This is a genomic window from Seonamhaeicola sp. NFXS20, assembly GCF_049132085.1.
GTDB lineage: Bacteria > Bacteroidota > Bacteroidia > Flavobacteriales > Flavobacteriaceae > Seonamhaeicola.
Genome location: NZ_JAFMPU010000002.1, coordinates 382,793 through 403,652 on the forward strand (window position 1 = coordinate 382,793; position 20,860 = coordinate 403,652).

General features: G+C 32.8%; 12 protein-coding genes. All 12 read right to left on the reverse strand.

The window, feature by feature from the left end:
- Positions 1-7: 7 nt before the first annotated feature.
- Complete coding sequence (locus J1D01_RS04910) at positions 8-2,284, reverse strand: heparinase II/III domain-containing protein (protein WP_421150024.1); 2,277 nt, start codon at positions 2,282-2,284, stop codon at positions 8-10.
- A gap of 22 nt (positions 2,285-2,306) precedes the next feature.
- On the reverse strand, positions 2,307-2,897 hold the full coding sequence (locus J1D01_RS04915; RefSeq protein ID WP_421150025.1) for a hypothetical protein: 591 nt from the start codon (positions 2,895-2,897) through the stop codon (positions 2,307-2,309).
- 211 nt (positions 2,898-3,108) lie between these two features.
- Positions 3,109-4,038: a polysaccharide lyase family 7 protein gene (locus J1D01_RS04920; RefSeq protein ID WP_421150026.1), complete on the reverse strand. Its 930-nt coding sequence runs from the start codon at positions 4,036-4,038 to the stop codon at positions 3,109-3,111.
- A gap of 109 nt (positions 4,039-4,147) precedes the next feature.
- Entirely contained in the window at positions 4,148-6,454 is a 2,307-nt protein-coding gene (locus J1D01_RS04925) for a chondroitinase-B domain-containing protein (RefSeq protein WP_421150027.1), read from the reverse strand.
- Positions 6,455-6,543: 89 nt separating this feature from the next.
- Complete coding sequence (locus J1D01_RS04930; protein WP_421150028.1) at positions 6,544-7,512, reverse strand: T9SS type A sorting domain-containing protein; 969 nt, start codon at positions 7,510-7,512, stop codon at positions 6,544-6,546.
- 225 nt (positions 7,513-7,737) lie between these two features.
- On the reverse strand, positions 7,738-10,428 hold the full coding sequence (locus J1D01_RS04935; protein WP_421150029.1) for a chondroitinase-B domain-containing protein: 2,691 nt from the start codon (positions 10,426-10,428) through the stop codon (positions 7,738-7,740).
- A gap of 191 nt (positions 10,429-10,619) precedes the next feature.
- The gene (locus J1D01_RS04940; RefSeq protein ID WP_421150030.1) at positions 10,620-12,032 is read right to left on the reverse strand and encodes a hypothetical protein; all 1,413 of its coding nucleotides are present in this window, start codon (positions 12,030-12,032) and stop codon (positions 10,620-10,622) included.
- 77 nt (positions 12,033-12,109) lie between these two features.
- On the reverse strand, positions 12,110-14,065 hold the full coding sequence (locus J1D01_RS04945) for a hypothetical protein (RefSeq protein WP_421150031.1): 1,956 nt from the start codon (positions 14,063-14,065) through the stop codon (positions 12,110-12,112).
- 215 nt (positions 14,066-14,280) lie between these two features.
- Positions 14,281-15,321, reverse strand: a complete 1,041-nt coding sequence (locus J1D01_RS04950) for a LamG-like jellyroll fold domain-containing protein (protein ID WP_421150032.1) — start codon at positions 15,319-15,321, stop codon at positions 14,281-14,283.
- Positions 15,322-15,339: 18 nt separating this feature from the next.
- The gene (locus J1D01_RS04955) at positions 15,340-17,781 is read right to left on the reverse strand and encodes a C10 family peptidase (protein WP_421150033.1); all 2,442 of its coding nucleotides are present in this window, start codon (positions 17,779-17,781) and stop codon (positions 15,340-15,342) included.
- A gap of 56 nt (positions 17,782-17,837) precedes the next feature.
- Positions 17,838-19,847: a C10 family peptidase gene (locus J1D01_RS04960; protein ID WP_421150034.1), complete on the reverse strand. Its 2,010-nt coding sequence runs from the start codon at positions 19,845-19,847 to the stop codon at positions 17,838-17,840.
- Between the two features lie 93 nt (positions 19,848-19,940).
- The gene (locus J1D01_RS04965; protein ID WP_421150035.1) at positions 19,941-20,834 is read right to left on the reverse strand and encodes a LamG-like jellyroll fold domain-containing protein; all 894 of its coding nucleotides are present in this window, start codon (positions 20,832-20,834) and stop codon (positions 19,941-19,943) included.
- Positions 20,835-20,860: the final 26 nt, after the last annotated feature.

The window sequence follows — 20,860 nt, forward strand, 5'->3', positions numbered from 1 at the left end:
TTATAATTTATTTGTTTTCAGTAAATATATAAGAACCTTTCCAGGTATAATCTTTATTGTTAATTGTTAATTTATGTTCTGCATCTTCATCATTATTTTCATTTGAAATGATAAAGACTTTTATTTTGCCGTTTTTCATTTCAATCTTAACAGCTGTATAAGCGTTTGAGTTATATAAAACATCAATATTTTTGATATTGCTATATGCATTAACTGCTAATTCTGTTACTGGATTATATGTTCCGTGAGACTCTACAGTTGAAACAAATAACGCATCTTTAGCATTCTTTTTTCTTAGAATTAATGTAGGTTCATTTCTTAAGTTGTATTCTGGGTCATTGGCTCCAATTCTTCCAAGAATAACTTCATCATCTTTTGAAGTGATTGCAGAATATGAATAAAACTTGTTATTGTGTAACCAATTAAGTTTAATATTCTCGCCATTAGTTGTGGCACTAGCTTCTTTATACAAGTGTTGATATCCTGATTTTGTTCCTAGTACTTCTGGTCTATTCAATTTTGAATATTCAAAACTTGTTTGCATTATATGTCCTAAATAATAAAATGGTAAATCGTACTGGTTATAATTTTTAGAGGTTACCCTCATAATATCTAATAAGTAAGGTTTATTATAATCAGCATCTTTTATAAATACCATTGTTCTGTGTAACTTAGTTCCTGGATATGCGTTTTCTTCCTTAGCGCTAGCTACTTGTAAGTTTTCATTTTCTACACTAAAAATATATTTATTGGAGTGATATTGACTTCCAATATCATATTTACCTTCAAAATGGGAAACTTCATTTTGCACTAATGTATTATGTGCTATAGTTTGTTTAGCCCATGTTTTATTTTCTTTTAAATAGTTACCTCCTCCTTTTTGTTCAATATTAACAAAACGTGCTAAACCGTAATCTTGAACCACCTCATCTCCTTCTTCAAATAAAGAATAAGATAATTTATCAAAATGCCCATGACTTAACCCGTGAGCTGTGTATTTGAATACTAGCTCTAAACCACTACTTCTAACAATACCTACTGCTCCTTGATCTCCATTTGGGCCATCTGACAGTTCTATAGATTTTTTAACAAATGGTTTTGTTTTACCTTCTTTTATACCCAAAGCAACAGCTAAACCTGCATCATCTAAAGCTACCTTTTCTTGTTTTTCTGCTATACTTAATAATTCTGGGTTATTACCCCCAAAGTGATATGCAATATCAACTGCAGATACTAATGCACTTGTATAATAAGACATTCCTTTTTGAGCATCATTTAACAGAAAGAATTCTCCATCGGCATCAGATAGGTTAATTAAAGCCGTAACACTTTTTAAAAGTACGCTGTCTTTATACTGAAATACCTTTAATTCTGGTTTTTTATTTTGAAGTGCTTGTGCAAAAATTAAAAAAGGATAAGATGCATAACGCTGATAGTAAGGACCTTCTGTAAAATAACCATCTGGGGAAAATGGTTCATCTAAATTTGCAAAAAAACCTATTTTTCCATCTTTGTTTATAAATCCGCCATCATTATCTTTTGCATTAGGATTAATTTGTACATCTTTTAAACCATAAAGTGCTCTTTGTAAAAGGCTATCATCATCCATTGCAAGGGCAATCATTCCTACAGCTACATTACCCCAAGTACTATGATTATGCACACGATTAAAAAATTGCGGGTTTTCTTTAGAAATGAAATCTGCAAAAGGTTTAAATAAATCTGTTTCTAAAATGTTACGCTCTTCTTCTGTAAGAAAATCATAAATACAATCGTAAGCTTGACTTGTGTAAACCAACCAATTAGAATCATTTAAACATTGCCAAAATAGTTTACCTCTTGCATATGATCTTGGTTTTGGATGAACAGGTAGTGTAGGATACATTTTGGCATATTGCATTAACATATCTTTTACATAGTTAGCATATTTTTCATCTCCTAAAATTTGGTAAAGTGCGCCCGCTTTTTGAAGTACTACAAAATTTCTTTTATGCCTTTCATGAGTATAACCCCCTGAATAATCTTTAGGAATTGGAACATCTATACCTTTCTTAATTTCAGCATCAACCTCTTTTTGAGTTGTAATTAAAGATTTATCAAAAACTGGAATATTCCCTAAATTAGCTTTTATATCTTTTACACCTTGTTGTGTTAAAATTAAGCTTGGGTGTCCAGAATTTGAAGTTCTACTAGTTTCTAATTTTGGTTGCTCTTTACAAGACACAAAAAAAGTACCTATTAATACTAAACAAAAACTGGTTTTTATGAGTTTTGAGATTTTCATTAGTCTTATTTAAAATTTAATCTTAAGCTAAAATTGTTGGCATGTTCTCTTTTAAAAATAAACCATTTTGAAGTTGAAATGATTGTTTTTTTAAAATAGAGCTTAAATTATAGAGGTTTTTTACATTACACTTTTGTTCTCCTAGTTGAGAATTATTAGCAGCATCAAACAAACTATTCAATCCCGCTTTTACATGAATAGATTTTCTGCTGTTTAATGCCACTAACGACTCTTTTTTTGAATACTGAACAAACCTTGTGTTTTCCTTTGCTGTAATACAAGAATTATTTGGTTTCTCTTGCTTACTATTTTTAGAAACAGGAATTAAAAAGTTTTGTGGATTGTTGACTAACTCTAATTCTGATTTTATAAAATCTTTTATAATTCCTGTTTCTATATTTTTTTCTACTATATTATATTTAAATGCATTTTGAATTGGTTTGTTTAGAATAATTTCATATTCATCATCACACCTATCAAACTCTAATATAATTGTGTTTTCCAACGCATAATGGCTAGCACCAAATCTTAACGTTTCACCTAGTTCTTTACAAAAAAGAACAGCTGAAAACAGAAAATAAAAAGTTAAAAATAGTGGTGTCTTATTGTTCATTTTAATTGGTTAACCAATTTGGTTTACCAAATATATGCATATTTATTAAGTTCTACAAAATATTACGTGACTATATTTAATAGATTTAACATTTTAACTTTCAGAAAAATAAAAGAAATTAAAAAATATTATCTTTCATTATAATTTTACTCAAACAAAAGTTCACATTGAGGTTTACAGTAATAATATTTTTGTTGAAATTCTTTAAATATTAAGGTTTAGAACCTTCTCCAACAGTAGCTTTTTTAAACCAAACTTCTGCATAACTACCATTTGCATATTGTTTTGAAATATCACCCCCATAGGTTTCTGATTTGGTACTTTTTCCGTTGGCTTGATTATAAGCACCTTGTTTAAAAAATTGTTTTTCGCCTGTATAAGCACTATCTAGTTCTATACCAACACGTCTTTTTAATGAGTATCTATCAATAACTTGTTGAGGAATATTTCTTTTACTTGTAAAATCAGATTTTAATAAATTTTTAGTGAAAGTTTTTGTTTCATGGCCATCACTAATAAATGTAAGATACATAACACCTTCAAAAACATTAACTTCATAACTAAATTCTTCACCTAAAGCTATACCATCTTCTGGTTCATCTGGATAAGAATTTGGACTACTACCTACAACAGAAAAATCATACCCCCATACAGCGGTAGAATAATCCCATCTACCATCATTACTGCCTTTTGTGTTAATCTCATAATTCCAAAAAACAGAGCCTTTTTTGTGACCAGGAAATTTTTTGTAAAATATCTTTAAAGGTTCATTTTCATGACCTTCATCACTATGTATTTGTCCCACTACTACAGAGTACGAAGATGAAACTGTAGCATCTCCCGAAGTAGAAACGTGTTGCACTTTTAAAGTTCCTGTTAGCTTCCCTCCTGTTTTTGGTATCCAACGTTTTTTTTGCCCAAGCTCTGTTCTTGTATTACTTGAATTAGGTGATGTAATTCCTGAATTAGGAGTTTTATAAACTACCCAATTTGTGTTATCTTCATGTTCAACATAAAAAAAACCTTCTTTTTCAAAGTTTAATAATGAATCTGTACGCGTACCATCTCCTAAAAGAATTTTCCATTTTTCCATAAAAGGAATAACTTCACTAGGATACTTTTTTGCAAGTTTTGTTTGCATAAAAGATTTTATTACCTCATTATTTTCAGCCTTATTTTTACATGAAAATAAAGCTGAAAATACTATAACAATAGTTAGATACTTTTTTATTTTATTCAACTTATAAGTTTTAATACATGAGTGTTAATTTCAAATTCTCTTCAACTTTAATTATTCCTGAATTTGATATTTCGTTATTTGAATGTGAATTATTTTTAGCTCCCCAAAGAAGTGCAACCAATTTTACTGGGTTATTTTTAAACGTATTGTTTGAAATATCAACATTTACAATACCTCTTGTATTTAATAAAATGCCATTTTTTTCTTTACTACCACTGTTTGAGAATGTTGAATTTTTCACGATAAGATTTCCACCAATTGTAGACTCATCATACCCACCACGGTAGTAGTCTATTACGTTTTGTTTTACATTATTAAATGTACAGCTATCAACGGTTAAATACTCTGTATTATAATCGCCTTTATCGTTAGTTTCTTCAGATAATTCCAGTCCGTTTTCACAATTTGTAATAGTTGTATTTTTAAAAGTTATACGTTCTGCAAATGATTGTTTGTAAACTTTTAAAGCAAAATTAAATTCACTAATCTCACAATTTGAAACTGTTAAACCAAAATGTGTGTACATATTTTCTTTTAAGGTTGCAAAAGCTTGTTGAGTTCCTGTGCCTTTAAGAATAACACCATCTAAATTTAGAAACCCTTTTGGTTGCAACTGAAATAAGGATGTATTGGCATCTCCAACAAAATTTAAAATTGCTTTTGACTCCTTGTTTGATTTTATTTTAATCTTCTTTTTGATAATTAAAGATGTTTTAACAGTAAACTCACCTTCACCCAAAGCAATAATATCTCCATTCTCTGCTTCATTTATTTTTGATTGAAGGTTATCTGTTGTATTAACCACTATTGTTTTTGGTTCTCTTGGTTCAGCTTCATCTGAATACCAACTTGGGCCATATTTTGATTTATCTAAAATTGAAGGGGTAATAGCATTGGTGTTTACCACGGCACCAATGCTATTATTAGAGGTTCTTGAGTTACCAAATAAATCTTTTGAAATAGTTTCAAATTCAAACCCAATGTATGGCTCGACCTCAATTTTAGATGATGGCATAAAAATATATTCTGCGATTTCCTTCATCTCAAAATCTAAACTTTTAAGCCCTTCATATTCTTTAAATGAAACCCCTTGATTATTAATTACATTACTTTTAAACGTTACATCATCGGCCTTATCATGCTCTATAATTGGTGCTATATCACCTTCTTTATTATATAATACATTGTTTGCTACAAGTGTTCTTAATGGTCTTGCTGAGCGAATTTCTGAAGCTGGTAACACATCTTTTTGAGCTAAATTTTGTCCTACTCCAAATTGCCATGGCGAATTACAATTAACATAGGTGTTATAAGCTACCACAACATCGGTTACTTGGTTATACCTGTTTAATGGCGATTTTGGAATACCATTCATAACAGCTAACGGACTTCTAAAATTCTTTCCTTTTAAATTGTAGAAATAATTGTTGGTTACCCAATGTCCTGTATTTATAATTCTTATACCACCTATATTTTCATTTTTACCGTCTCCAATAAAATAGTTTCCATCAATGGTACAGTAGTTTCCGTGTCTTGTTACTAAAGAACCTTCGCTTTTATAAAACACATTATTTCTAAACTCATTAAAATTAGTTTTGCTTGAAATAATTTCTACTTCTCCATTACATTCTTCAAACAAATTATTAGCAACTAATGTATGGCTAGGAGACATTGATGAAAAACTATCGCCTATTTGAATTGTTTCACCACTAGCACCACCTTTTGGTGGGCGCGGACCAAAGTGGTTATTTATAATTTGATGGTAATTATTAATATGCTCATTTCCTTTTAAATCAACTCTAATTGTTGGACCTCTGTTAGTTTTACCTGCAATGTAACAGTTACTTACGGTGTTATGTCTGCCCCAAAATTGTACCCAGCGATCTGAGTCATCTCGATTCATTTTATTAAAATCTTCTATAACACTATTTGTTATTGTACAATGATTTCCTATGGTTTCATTATCAATTTTAAATTCTACAACAGCATCACTAGGTGAATAGCCATTTCTAAAATGTAAACCATCTACCACTAAGTACTTCCCGCCAAATTTAATATCTGATACGCCTTCTATAAAAACCTCTCCAGGGGTTTCTGCTTCTATTTTTATTGGAGCTTTTTCTGTTCCTTGGCCCGTAAACTTAATTTGAACATCTTTCCAAACGCCATTAGACATAACAATATTATCTCCTGGGTTGGCATTTTTAATAGCTTCATTTAACTCATTAATGTTACCAACAATTATTTTTGATTGTTGGGTATTATTGCATGACAGAATACTAAATGACAATAAAAAAAACAGAAAAAAAGGTCTCATAAACATGATTAAATTTTGAAATTTGAAAAAAGAAAGTCTCTATTTTTATATGAAAAACAAAGACTTTCTATAACTAAAAACTAACTAAACTATTCAATAATAATTTTTTTATTTAGGCTACCGCTATTGGTATCTAATTTTAATAAGTACAACCCTGAATTAAGTTGCGAAACATTTATATTTTTACTTACTAAACCTTTTTGAGCGTAAACTTGCTTTCCTAAAAGGTCATATATTTTTACTGAAGATACTTCAATATTATTAGAATCTATTGTTAAAACATCATCTACTGGGTTAGGGAATATTTTGAATTTTGAGGCTAATTTATCTTCAACAGATGCAGTTTCATCTAACATAAGAGAAAAATTATCATAAAAAACTTCAGTATCTGTGTTTACAGAGTTAAGAGACCGAATGTAAACTACAACAAAAGTATTAGTTGCTGTAAAGGTGATAGTACTGGTTGTCCAATCATCATAATCTGTTGTAATATTTAAAAAACCATCTACACTTGTATCTGAACCACCATTTGTATTAATACCTACCTCATTTGTGATTTCTGTATTTAATATATATACTTCAGAAGGAGTTCCTGTTGCTTCAGAATACGAATCAACAGAAAAAACATAATCATTACCAATTGTAAGCCCTTCAACTTTTTGATAAATTCTACGAGAACTGCCTGTTATCACAGGATCTCCATCATCATATAACTTAACTCCTCTCGTACCATCTTTTCCGTTACTTGTAGAACCTGGTTGTTCATCTAAAGAACCTGCTGCTCCCAAGTAATATACTTCTAACCAATCCTCTAATGCGTCATTTTTCCAAATAGCCTGATAAGGACTAGGTATTTCTATACCAGAATTATCCTTTATTGTGCTATTTGGTGTCATATCATAGGCATCTGCATTATCACTTGTTGTATTCGTCCAATCATCGCAAGTTGGATTTAACATGAGATTTTGCCCCAAAGCAAAATTAAAGCTCAAACACAATACCAATAAACAATATAATGTGCTAGATTTTTTGTTTGTAAAAAGTAAAGTTTTTTTCATAATAATTAGTTTAAATTGGTGAATAAAAAATAACACTCTTAGGTTAAATAGTTTTGTTGGTTTTGTTGGATAACCAAATTGGTTAACCAATTTGGTTATCCAAAATTAAACAATTTTTTGATATGACCAAAATTTTTAACAGTAAATAATAGACAAATAAAAAAACCGCTTATAAAAAAAGCGGCTTTAAAATTATTCACATAGAAACATATGATTATCAGTTATTTAATGAGAAATAATTATCATTTTAGACTCATTTAAATGATTATTATTTTTAAAATTTACTAGATAAGTTCCATTTGATAATGATGAAGTATCTATAGTAATTTGTGATTTAGGTGTATTGTAAATTTTATTAACAACTCTCCTTCCATCTAAACTATAAATATTAATTTCTTTAACATCAACTCCCGATGTTATTACATTTAAAATATTATTTGATGGCACTGGATACATTGTTATTTTTCTTGAATTAAGTTCATCTATAGACAAACTACTTTTTTCTCCATAAAATTCTATTTCAGTAATATTATTCCAAGCACTTTTTCTTGTATCCCCTTCTGCATTAAATCTTCCAAATCCAACTAATTTAACATAACGTGCATTAGCAGTAATTTCAAACTGATCGTAATCTGTACGTGTGCCAGTTGTTGTAGTAATTACCAAATCTCCAGATGTTGGCAACAACATTGTAAAATCTGAAGGATCTGTTCCGGTATTAGATATCCAAATTTGTAACCCATAAGGATCTGATTTATCATCTGTAGCAATTCTAATTAAATCTAAGTTGTATTCATCTCCTAAATCAAAAATTATATACTCACCATCTCCTTTATAATCGCCTGCTAATATGTCTCCATCATCTGCTGCCCATTGCGTACCCGTATCTTTATCAAGTGTGTTTGATGCATAGTTAAATTTTGATGATCCATCCACCTGTTCTTTTGAGAAAGAATGAATGGAAACAGGGCCTCCACCAACTTCGTCATTAATAAGACTGTAAAGATCTGTTAAGTCTGCCCCCTCTTGAGTAACCGTTAAGGTTCTAACAATATCATCTCCTCCAGGGTCTTGTGTAAACGTTACAGTGCCAACTCTTTCTGTTGTTTCTGTATTTTCAGTTACAGTTACTGAAACGGTGGCTGCACCAGAACCAGAAGTAACATCAATAGATATCCAAGTATCGTTAGATTGCGCTGTCCAACTCACGTTAGCATTAACAGAAACATCATAGCTACCTGCATCTGGCGAAAGAGGTGATAAACTACTAACAGTTAAAGTTTCTATGGCTTCTATAGTACAATCGCCATCTGTAATACCAGCTCCTGTATAATCTAGAAAACAAGCCCCAATACCATAACCAACCATAGCATCGGTTACAGGTGTGTAAGATCCCATATTGGCTCCTTTACCTGCCGAACCTGTTCCTGAAAAAGTAAATATTTCTCCATCTGCGGTAGCTGTAATTCCTGTTTCTTCAGAAAAGCCAGTAGTAGTTGCTCCTAAAGTAGTACCTGTGTAAACATTACCTGTGTAAGTTAGTGATGTACCAAGATTATCAAAGGCGGTTGCACTATCACCAGATATTACATCGGATAAATTAGGATTAGAATTAGTAAAATAAATTAAGTTATTAGATACTGTTCCTGTTGGGTCTGTAGAGCCTTTGTCTTCATTATAAAATAAAGGTGCATTGGTATTAACAATTGTATTGTTAGATAAAATGAGGTTTTCTACTTTTTGGTAATCACTAGACGTATCATCGGTATTACAATCTACATCTGCATTCGCACTGCCTCCTAAAAAAGTAATTCCGTTATTCCATTTTGCATTGTCTTGTACTGTAATACAATCTTGAATATAATTATTTGTAATGGTATGGTTACTATCAACAATTCTTATACCTCCTGTACCATCTACATTTTCACCTAAAAAATAATTACCGTCTACGGTAGCATAAGAGCCATGACGTAGTACTAAGGAGCCTCTACATCTTCTAAAGGTGTTATTTGTATAGGTGTTACCTTTACTTTTGTTGGTTATGATTTCATTTTCTCCATCTGCCTGAACAAAATAGTTGTTACTAACTGTTACATTACTATTTACCATTTGATAAGAACTAGTACCTATACGAATAGTTTCACAGTCTCCACTATTGGAATAAGGATCTCCGTTTGCTTTTGTATAGGGATATAGTTCTGTAATTTTTTTATAATTATAGAAGTAGTTATTCATTATGGTATGACCAACTTCTGCACAACTGTTATTTATTTCGGGTTCACCATCTGGCACAACAGGGAATGCATTGTATGCATATTCACCTAGAATAATAGCCCCAGAACTTTCCTTATTAATAAACGTACAGTTAATTACGCTGTTGTAAGTACCGTAAAGCACAATCCATCTGTGTTTAGGAATTTGCTCATCTAATAAGTCTTCTGCTAATTCATCTGGTTCTATTCCTAATCCATCAATAGCACAATTTCTAATAGTACTATGATGTGCATAGTTTGTACCATTTCTAAATTCAATAAAATTGCTTGCGCCGTAGCCTCCTTTCCAATGAAAACCATCTACAATTAAATATTCTCCAGTTGCAATTACTTCTCCTGTATCATCATCTGTTTCACCACCAATAGTTAATCTTGGTCCACCTGTAAAAATGACACCACCAGGTGTTTCTGCTCTAAAAACAACTGGATTTTCTGCTGTACCAGAGCCTAAAAACCGCATACGTTCATCGGTAGTGTAAGTACCGTTTTTTAGTATAATAACATCTCCTGGTTGGTAAATAACATCCCTTAATTTTTCAGGATCATCAATGTTATAAGTAATGTTTTGAGAAAAGACATTTGAGGTAATAAAAAAAAGGAATAACCCACATATTACCTGTGAGGGCATGGTAATTTTTTTCATCTTTAGTTTAGTTTAAAAGTTGGTTAACCAAACTGGTTAACTAAATTGGTTAACCAAAAATAAAAATATTTTAGATATGTCCAAAAAATTTTATGTTAAAAACCTACAATAGTGAATAAACGTGGTAAAAGATAAAAGCTACCAAATTTTGGTAGCTTTTATAAGGTTTTATTTTTAGAAAGTTAATGCTGTTACATGTGAGTAACTATATTTTTAACCTCTCCTTCACTTTTAATATCATTATTCTTAGCACCTTCAAATAACATCACCTTAGCTGTTGTTTTATTTTCAAGTTTAATATTGGTTGCGTGCATTTTAGCTTTTGGATTAAAATTTCCGTAGCCCTCCCAAACAGAGAGTTTTATTGCCATTGTGTCTGGTATAAAATTATTATCTGCTGTTTTTAGCACAACATGATGCCCTGTGCCATTAATTTTTGCCAATAAGTTGTTTGCTAACCCATTTCTGCTATCTAAAATATTTATTTCTACCGATGCGTTTTTTGCGTTGGTATAAGGTATACAAACAGCCTCTGCAAATTTAGCATCTGCACTGCAATTGATTAACACATCTTCATTACCCACATTAAATCCTGTTGCTACACAATTTCTTACAACACAATCAATCACCTTATCTCCAGAAGAACTTAATCCTGTACAAATACCTCTTCGCATTTGGGTTACCGTACAACTTTTAATGGTTGTATTTTTAGTTTTATGACCGTTATACTCAGGATACATTCTAATACCATCTTCACTTAATGATACTATTTCTCCTGGTAAAATTTTCCCATCTTCACCAATAATAGTCCCTTCTACATATCCTTTTTTATGGGAATGTCTCGGTTTTTTAGCGTAAAAATTTCTATCAAACCCATAGCCAGAGGTTTCTGCTAAAATAGCATCGGTAGTACGTAGTAGACCATCTACATGACAATCTTCTATTAAGGTGTTTTCTGCTCCTTGTAAAAAAATGGCATGCCCCATGGCTCTCATGTGTACTTTACAACCAATTAACTTTACGTTTTTAGCTGGATACCCAATACGAATACCATTCATTTTTCTAACGTCTCCCCCACCTAAACCATACAAGCTTCCATACCCCCATGGATTAGAACCTGTTGTACGCACCTCTACATTTTTAAGAGTAACATTTTCTCCTACAAGATTAAAGATTTTATTTTTGCTTTGTCTTCCTGGTGTATCACCATAAGTTTCAATATACAATCCTTCAAGCGTTGTATTATTTCCCGATATTTCAATGGCGCAATACATGCTATTTCCATCATCAGTTTTTTCTAAATCTTTACGACTAAAAAGTTTGGTATCTACCATAAACCGTACTCCTGTTAAATTGTAATATGAGTTATTACCTGTAATTTCAATAAACCTGATTTTTTCTGCATCATCAATTTGGTAGTTTCCTTCTTTGAGTTTGATTTTAACATTATCTTTATTGATGTAGTTTTTAAAATCTGCTAAAGAAGTTACCGTAATAAAGTTCTCCTGAATGTTTATATCTGCTTCTTTTTTAGTTGCTTCTTGACAAGCCGTAGCCATTGAAATAATTGAAAATGTAGCAAGGAATAATTTTATTAATTTCATGTAATTTTTATTGTTTTTTTAGATTTAATTGGATTATTATAGTGATTAAAATTTTAAAAGAAATTAGAGGTACTTTTTTAAAAAACTGGTGTGAACCTAATTGTTAATTTTCCTTTTTTTAGCGGTTTAGTAAAATCTACTCCTATTCTAAATGCTGGCCCTCCTTCTCTTAAATGCTTAACAGGTACACGTTCATCTTTAATTACTAAATCACCATCTTCACTAAATACTTCTGCTTTTAATGTTTGATTTTTAGTTTTTAGAATTACTGTATTTGCATCTATAATGTCATAATCTGATAAGGTCATGATTGCAACGCCAAAAATACTAGGTTCTGTAAGAGAGAACTCATCGGTTATACTTATGCTTCCCAATCCAGCTTTATTATTTTCTATAGTTCTAACTAAAGTGGTTAAAGATGGGATTTCATAAGCTTCTTTTATGTTCATCACTACTTTATCTAAACTATCGGTAAACTCGGTTTCGGTTATCTCTCCCTTAAATTTTCTTCCTTTAGACTGTAGTTTATTATTTATTCTAGGTACCGGATGCCCCCATGAGCTACGAGCTGGATTATTATCTGAAAATGCCCCAGCAGTGTAAGATGGTGCTCCAATATCTCCTGTTATAATATCTTTACCTAACACAATAGTATAAGTACCAACATCCATATGGTTATGATTTTCTCTGTTATGACCAGCTTTAATAGCAATAGATAATGGTACTTTTTGATTTCCTCTAGAAATTACCATACCAAATTCATTAAAATATGTGTGATTAGGTAAAGTTTCTACTTTTTTTTCTGATTGATTGTTTACAAGTTCTGTTTTCATATACTCCCATTCTATTAATTGAAAGGCGGCTGAAAACGAGTCTACTCCTCCTTTTTTTCTTCGGAAAGGTGGTGTTTTGGCATTATACTTTCTTACAGACATTTTACTTGCAAAACCATCATCATTCCAAACGGAAGAAACTCCATCTGCAAATGGAGCACAGACACTCTCTGATATTTGGTAGCGAAATGGAAAATTTGCAACATTTTTTAATTTCTCTTTATTATTAAACTCAAATAAATTGATGGCTCCATTGGTGTAGTTATAAAGAATTTCTGCTAGATAAAGGTAGTGACCAAAACCGTAGTTCCAATAACCCGCTCCTTCTGAACAATAACCATCATCACCAAATCCGCTAAGGTAGTTTTTCATGCTGTTTATGGCAGTTCCAATAGCTTGAAGGCGTTCGTTAAAATTTTGAGAAGCACTAATGGTAACAAACACTGAGCCACTAGTACAAACAGAATTCCAATTACTTGTTCCGTTAAACCAAGTGAGGTGTGTTTTTGTTTTTCCGCTAGTAGCGTTAAGATAAGCGTCTATTATTCTACTTCGTAAGTTTTTTTGAATTTTTTGCCTTGTTTCTGATGATAGTTTTTCACCTAAAAGTACTTCTGCCAACGCTAAATCTGAACCAAACCTACGCGAACCTAAATCTATGGCCATACTTTTACCTTCTAAAACATCATTTGATTTATTATCATGATTTGGATGTAACCACGATTTCATACTTATAATTGCGTTAAGATATACTTCTATTTGAGGTAAAAACCTGCCTTTGTTTTCTATACATTCAGCCAACATGAAATGCTCTAAACGCGTCATTGTTCGGTAATATCTTGGTTTATAAATTCCTCTATTACCTTGTTTATTAGCTAATCTGTAAATAGAATCTGTAATGGGTACTTCTGGTTCTATCTTAATATCTGAAATAGCATCTTTTAAATATTCTTTTCCATAGTTGGTTGTGGCTATTTCATTCCAATAATTTCTATCTGTAATTGGTGGTGCAGGCTTAAAAGTTTCTTCTGGAATAATAGCTTTTAACATTTCAACTTGGGCATCACTTGGGCTTAAGTTATCTGAACTTGCTGCTGCTAAAAATTTGTTTATGTTTAATGTTTTGTGTTCCTCTTTGCTGTTACAACTGATTAAACACATCAGTGTCATAAAAAACCATAATGATTTTAATAGATTCATAGTTTATTTTCTTCTGGATAATTAAAGATTTATAAACTTAGAAACTATTTAAAATTTGTTATATAAATCAATATTCAATTGATATAAACTATTAACGATTTTAACAATAAAACAAGTTACATTACCAAAAAGTCTACAGAAGTATGATTTACTAACAAAAAGCCTTATGTAAATTAAACTTACATAAGGCTTTTTATTTAGTATTTTGCTAAAAGCTATTTTAAAATTAATTTTTGAGTTCCAACGCCTTTACTTGTATTTACCTTAACAAAATAAATACCTGATTTTAAATTATTAACACTAACATTAGCATAAAAAGTAGTGCTTTTAAAATCTTCTTTTTTTACTGTCTTACCTAAAACATCATAAATTGTCATTCCTAATAAACTTTCGCTGTTTTTTGCTTGAACTATAAATTGTTTGTTTTTAGCAGGGTTTGGAAATAATTTAAAACTAGTAGTATTAAATGTTTTAGAGGTTAACGTAGAACTTAAATCAACCCACCAAGTTTCACCAGCAATACAATCTCCTGCATTACACTGAAAAATTCCATTTTCAGAATCTGCTTCATTTACAGAGGCCAACCCAGTGCCTTCATCAAAATTATACAATACCGCTGTGTTGGCGTCTGTTGTATATGCAGCATCTGTTACAGACGTTTGTAAACTTGCAATAGATTCGGCTGTATTTTTTATTCTTATTTTATCTACCTGTGCTGTTAAATATGTTCCTGTTCCTCCATACCCCACATATAAATTTGAAGCACTAGGGGCAGTATCTAATGGTAGTGCTGTTTGAGTGGTTGGGTTCCCAGAAAAATCTCCTGTTACTTCTACTCCATTAGCATATAGTTTTAAAGTATTTGCAGTTCCATCATTAATAACTACTAAATGATTCCATTCATTTATATTAATTACGTTGTATTTTGTGTTAACGTATGTATTAGTACCAGTTGTAGATGGTGCGTAATGAGTAAAGTAAAATCTTTTGTTATCATCTTGGTATAAGGTTAAAGCAAATTGATTCCACCTTTTTAAGATTACATTATTATGAATATCTGTACTTGTTGGTTTTACCCATACTTCTATAGTGTAATCTGTTGCACCATTTAATTTTGTGTCTAAAATATCTCCTGAAGTTGTCAAGTACCTTACTCTTTGTGCATTTGCTTCATCAAGTTCAAGACAATAATCTTGAGAATGAGAAACCAAAATTAAACACATAACTGTTAAAAATGTTAGTAATTGTTGTTTCATATTTTAAGGGTTTAAGGATTAATTTTTAATAAATTTTGTTTTGTACTTTTTTCCTAGAGAGTTCAACTCTAAAAAATAAAGACCAGATTCTAAGTTGATTACGTTTACATTTAATTCATTTTCACCTTTTTCAAGGTTAACTTCCTTACTCATAACCAATTGACCCAAACTATTATAAATCAAAATATTATATTTTTGAGATATATCAATTTTAACTTTACCTGTTATGTCAATAAATGCGGGATTCGGGTAAAAGTGAATTCTATTTTCGTCGACTATATTTTCATTTGTGTTTAACACTTTTGCATTATTACTTTTCTCACTTAAATCTTCATCGCCAAACATCCAATTAGGTTGGTTTGGGGAGGACCTCAACTGAACCACACTAAAGTTGCCTGCACCATCTGTTAAATCGGTTCCAGCCCCCTCATCTAAAGCCAGTAAGATTATGGTATTGTTATCTGCGGTATATTTCTCTTTTAAGTCAGGTACAAACCCAGAAGTATATACAGCACTGTTACTTATTCTTATCTTATCTATTTTACCATCTAAATAACGTTCGTACCCACCCCAATACCTAGCGCCTACATTAAGTGCTTTCGTTGAAGCAGTCAACTCAAAATCGCTATCAGTAGAGCTGTCTACTTGAGTTCCGTTAACAAACAGCTTAGTTACTCCGTTATTTCTAGAAACAGCAACGTGTACCCAATCGCCAAAACTCAAGTTTTCTGAAGAACTGTCGGATTGCACAGATGCAATAATGTTTCCAGAGCTATCCCTTGCCGCAAACTTAACAGCATAATCGGCATTGGCATCGGCAATCAAAAACAACGAAAAGACGGTTTGGCGGTCTAAAATTACTGGATAGGTACCAGTAGTTCTAGAATCTATATTAATCCATGTTTCAATGGTATATGTATCTGAAATATCAAAATCGTTATTTGAATTGTCGTAAACAAAAAAGGAATCGTTTCCGTCGAAATCCAAATACACATAATCGTAAGGAACGGTAACCTCAATAGGCTCTGAATAACTATTGGCATAAAAGAAACCATCAACTTTAGAACGCACCCTGTATTTGTAAGTTCCTCCTTCTAAGACACTTACCGTGTAAGTTGTATCTGTTATGGTGCTACTTACTGTGGAATATGTAGTCCCTCCATCTGTACTTTCCTGTAATTCAAAAGCATCCCAGTTTATTTTGTGGCTTGTTTTCCAATTTAAGGTAAAAGTTTTATCTGTGGCATCTATAGAGGTTTCTGTAAAGGCTGGTTCAGGCAAAAGATCAAAAACAGCTGCAGTAACACTGGTATATCCACCCGCACTGAACGACCCCTGTAACCTATACCAAGCATTACTGGTTCCGTACCACCCCATGTTTAAATGGTAGTAATACTCACTCTCTGGATCGCCTTCATAATAACGATACCCATCAACTACGGGAGCATGGCCGGCACCACTACTGGTTTCAATGGCAACAGGTACTGGATGGCCATTTTCTAAATTTTCGTGCATTCTGGACCAAAAGCTGGACCAACTGGAATACTGGTGGTGGCCAGAAAACCTAAAATACGAACCTGCTGCCGAAGGTATTCTATTGATATTACTTGTAGAACCATCAGGCTCATAATCCATATCCAAAGCTGTGGCTGCATGAAAGGATATATACCCCATAGCTTTTTGCTGGGTTAAAGTTGATGGAACCCCATAATACTCATCCAACATATTGTCCCAATCGTAATTGGCATTGCCAAAGTTGGCGGTCCAACTGGTTTGCGAACTCCCACTCGTGTCGTAATTAGTATGAGCCCCCACACCCGTTTCGGGCCATTTATAATAATGCATAACCATACTTAAAGAAGTAGCCACACAACCTGGAGAGTAATTATTGGGAGTATAGTAATTCCCCACATTTATACCGTTGCCTTGGTCGTCGTAGCAATTAACTCCGCCCCAAACACTGCTTAAATGTGCACCGTACTGTATCAAAGAGGCTGAAGCTGCTGTGGTTTCTGTTTTGATGCTTAAACTTGACGACTTGTTGACACCTATTGTAACCAACTGTTCCCAGGCCCTATGGTCTTTGGTTACTGCGGCATCCTTTATCCTTTTCATTTCCCTTCCCATATCTGCTTTTACCATATTTAAAAGGTAATTTTCCTGTGAAGCCGAATAGTCGAAATTAGATTCTGTAGAAAAGGAAAGTACCGGGTACATTTTTTTTGATGAAGAAAACACTATAAATCCCTTAGGTTTTAAATTAACAACGTAGGCACAAATAGTACCGTCATCAAATTTTAACTCGTTAACATCACTTGGTTCCAACAACCTTTTGTTATCAAGTTGCTGCTTCACCATAAATGCTTTGGCATAATCTAAAAAAGCATTTTTGTTGACCTGTGAATGGACAGAAAGTAAACTTGATAAAACCAAGCTTGCTAAAATTAAAATTTTACTCATAATCGATGTGTTTGTGTATTATCATTCCATATATTCCAACTAATAATCAATATTTATCATTTAACAATTATTTTTTTACTAGCCGAAAAGCCTTTGCCGCTTACCTGCAAAACATACATTCCCGAAGTTATATTGGGCAGTGTAATGCTCCAACTGTTAAGCGCCTTTTCAAAAGCCTGCACTTCTATGCTTCGCCCTTGTAAATCGAACACCCGAACCGCTACCTCGGGTAAGTTTAAGCTGGGACTTAATGCAAGCTCAAATTGGTTACCCGTAACTGGGTTAGGATACATGGTAAGTGATGATTTTATAAGTTCAAAATCTTCATTCGATAAAGATTTGCTGGTTTCCTCAAAATTCCACTCTACATATCCCTCCTCGTTTTTCACAATAAAACTAATATTAGCGGCATAGTCTGTTAACCTAACATTATGTACATTTTGAAAGGGTAGATATAGAATGGTATTGGCATCAACCTCATAAATCTGTTCCCTTATTGGCGTAAAGTTTGATGTATATCTTGCTATATTGGAAATCCTTACTTGGTCCAAATCGGCCTTAATCATTCCTGAATATCCACTGCTATAGCGTTCTGCCATATTGAGTGCTGAGTTAGAACTGGTTAAATTAAAATTAGTACTTGTATCTTCCTGTCTTAACACCCCGTCAATAAAAAGCTTTGTGGTGTTGCCCGTGTGGGCAATGGCCACATGTACCCATTGGTTATTTTGAAGCTTTGCCCCGCTAGCGTTAGAGTTTAATTCTGCCCCTGTTGAATGCGAAATAAACTTAACCGAATAGTCTGAAGCAGTTACATCGGTTATTTCTATGCCAAAAACAGGCTGCTGATCTATAATTACATTACCATTACTATTACCATCTTTTAATCGTATCCAAGTTTCAAAAGTGTAATCATTAGTAAAGTCTAAATCATTATTAGGTGTTTGTCTAGCATAAGCATACTGACTTCCACCAAACTCAGCATAACCATCAAAACCACCTTCAACGGCATAGGCTTCGGTTTCAGACCAGGAATCGTCGTAATACACCCCATCAATCATAGACTTCACCCTAAATTGATAAACGTGTCCCGTTGGATTGTTAATCGTATAGCTTTTAGAGGTTATACCAGAGGCCACTTCAGTCCAATCGCCTTGGTCTACCTTTTGTTCCAATGTAAACTCATTCCAATTGATACGCTGACTAACTTCCCAGGAAACGGTAAAATCGTTGCCCGTTCCTGTTGGCTCTATAGCTGTAATTTGAGGGTTGGGCAAAACATCAAAAACAGCTCCTGTTATGGTGTTGTACCCTCCAGTACTGCTTGTCCAACCTTGGATATTATACCATCCATTAATGTTGTTATCGTTGTACCACCCCCAATTTATATGATAGTAGGGCGTTCCGCCTATTTCTTTGTACCCATCGGCAACAAACACATGTCCATCCCCTGTTCTGCTTGCACTTACGGCAATTGGCACAGGGTATCCGGCCAAAATATTCTCCTTTAACTTTGTCCAAAACGATGCCCAAGTTACATCTTCGTAATGTCCTGTAAACCGAAAGAAGTTTTTATATACAAAAGGCGTTTTGTTTATGTTTGAAGTAGAACCATAAGGCTCAAAATCCATTTCCAAGGCACAGGCAGCACTGTAAAACAATTCGCCTATGGCACGCTGCTCAACATCGGTTGAGGCTTTGCCTTGGTATTCGTCGAGCATATTGTCCCAGTCGTATTCAATATTTTCAAAAAAAGAAGCATGTCGTGTTAACGTTCCGTTGAAATAATCCATGTACACCTGGCTGCCTACCCCTTTAATAGGCCATTCGTAGTAGTGTAAAATTTGCGACATTGAAATGGCCACACATCCTGCCGAAGAATGGCTTGGTGTATAGTAATTGCCCGGATACACCGGATTGCCATTATTGTCGTAACAGTTTACACCGCCCCAAACATCGGTTAAAAAAGGTCCTATGGTTTGAGAAAACGACATAGCACTGACAAAAAACAGAAGCATTAGAGCAGTATTTTTAATGAATTTAAAGTTTGTAATTTGTTTTATCATACGCTTTTTCTTTTAAAATTTGATATACAACCCCCTTGACAACTACAACATAAAGTTGATTGTCAGTTATTTAACAAGACTCTATGCTTTTTATTAATCTGTTTCTAGAACATAATCCTCACTCGTCCAAAAAACGGTGTTTATTACTTGAATGTAATAGGAATAAACCCCCTTTATTTCTACTTTATCATAGTCACTCACGGGATCAAAAGGCGTAAGATTATTATCCAAATCCATTTGTAAAAAGGTATTATTATCTACCGTGAATCTTTCAAATTGATCTGGTTCAAACTCGGTTGGGTATCTATCTATATATGAAATGCGTATATTATCAAAAGATCCTTTAAAGAAATTCATATTGCCACCTCTATACATATAATTAAAATCTAACCAAGTGTCATTTACAGGTTGTATCCAAAGTGGGTCTGAGCTAGAATCAATCAATGTACCATTTATGTAGAATTTTGCTAAACCATCTGTTGAAGAACGCGATATGGCTACATGTACCCATTCATCAAATTTAAGATTGATACCAGAATTACTAGATTCCATAGTACCTAATGGTAAATTATCATCATCTAACCTATTGTATTTAATGGCATAATCGGCATTACTATCTTCTATTAAATACAACTCAAAGTTTCTAGAGCGTTCACTAATAGATGCACCACCTGCGGTTTGTCCTGATGGTTCGTTAGGGTCTCCAATTAATGCTTCTGGATCTACTTTAATCCAAAGTTCATAAGTCCAATCTGTACCAGACATTGAACTGAAATCTGTAGAACTAGAGCCACTAAATGCGTAAAATCTATCTCCACTAGTATCAGACCCAGTAAATGTAGGATAAGTTAAGTTAGCACCTTCTACAAAAACTGTATCAATTTGTACAATAGTTCCTGGATATACGGGCAGCGCTTCTCTTTCACAAGAAGTAAACACTAAACTGCCAAAGGTTATAAAAAAAGCTATAAATGTAAATAGTTTCATATTTTTTAAATTTTGTTTTAGTATAA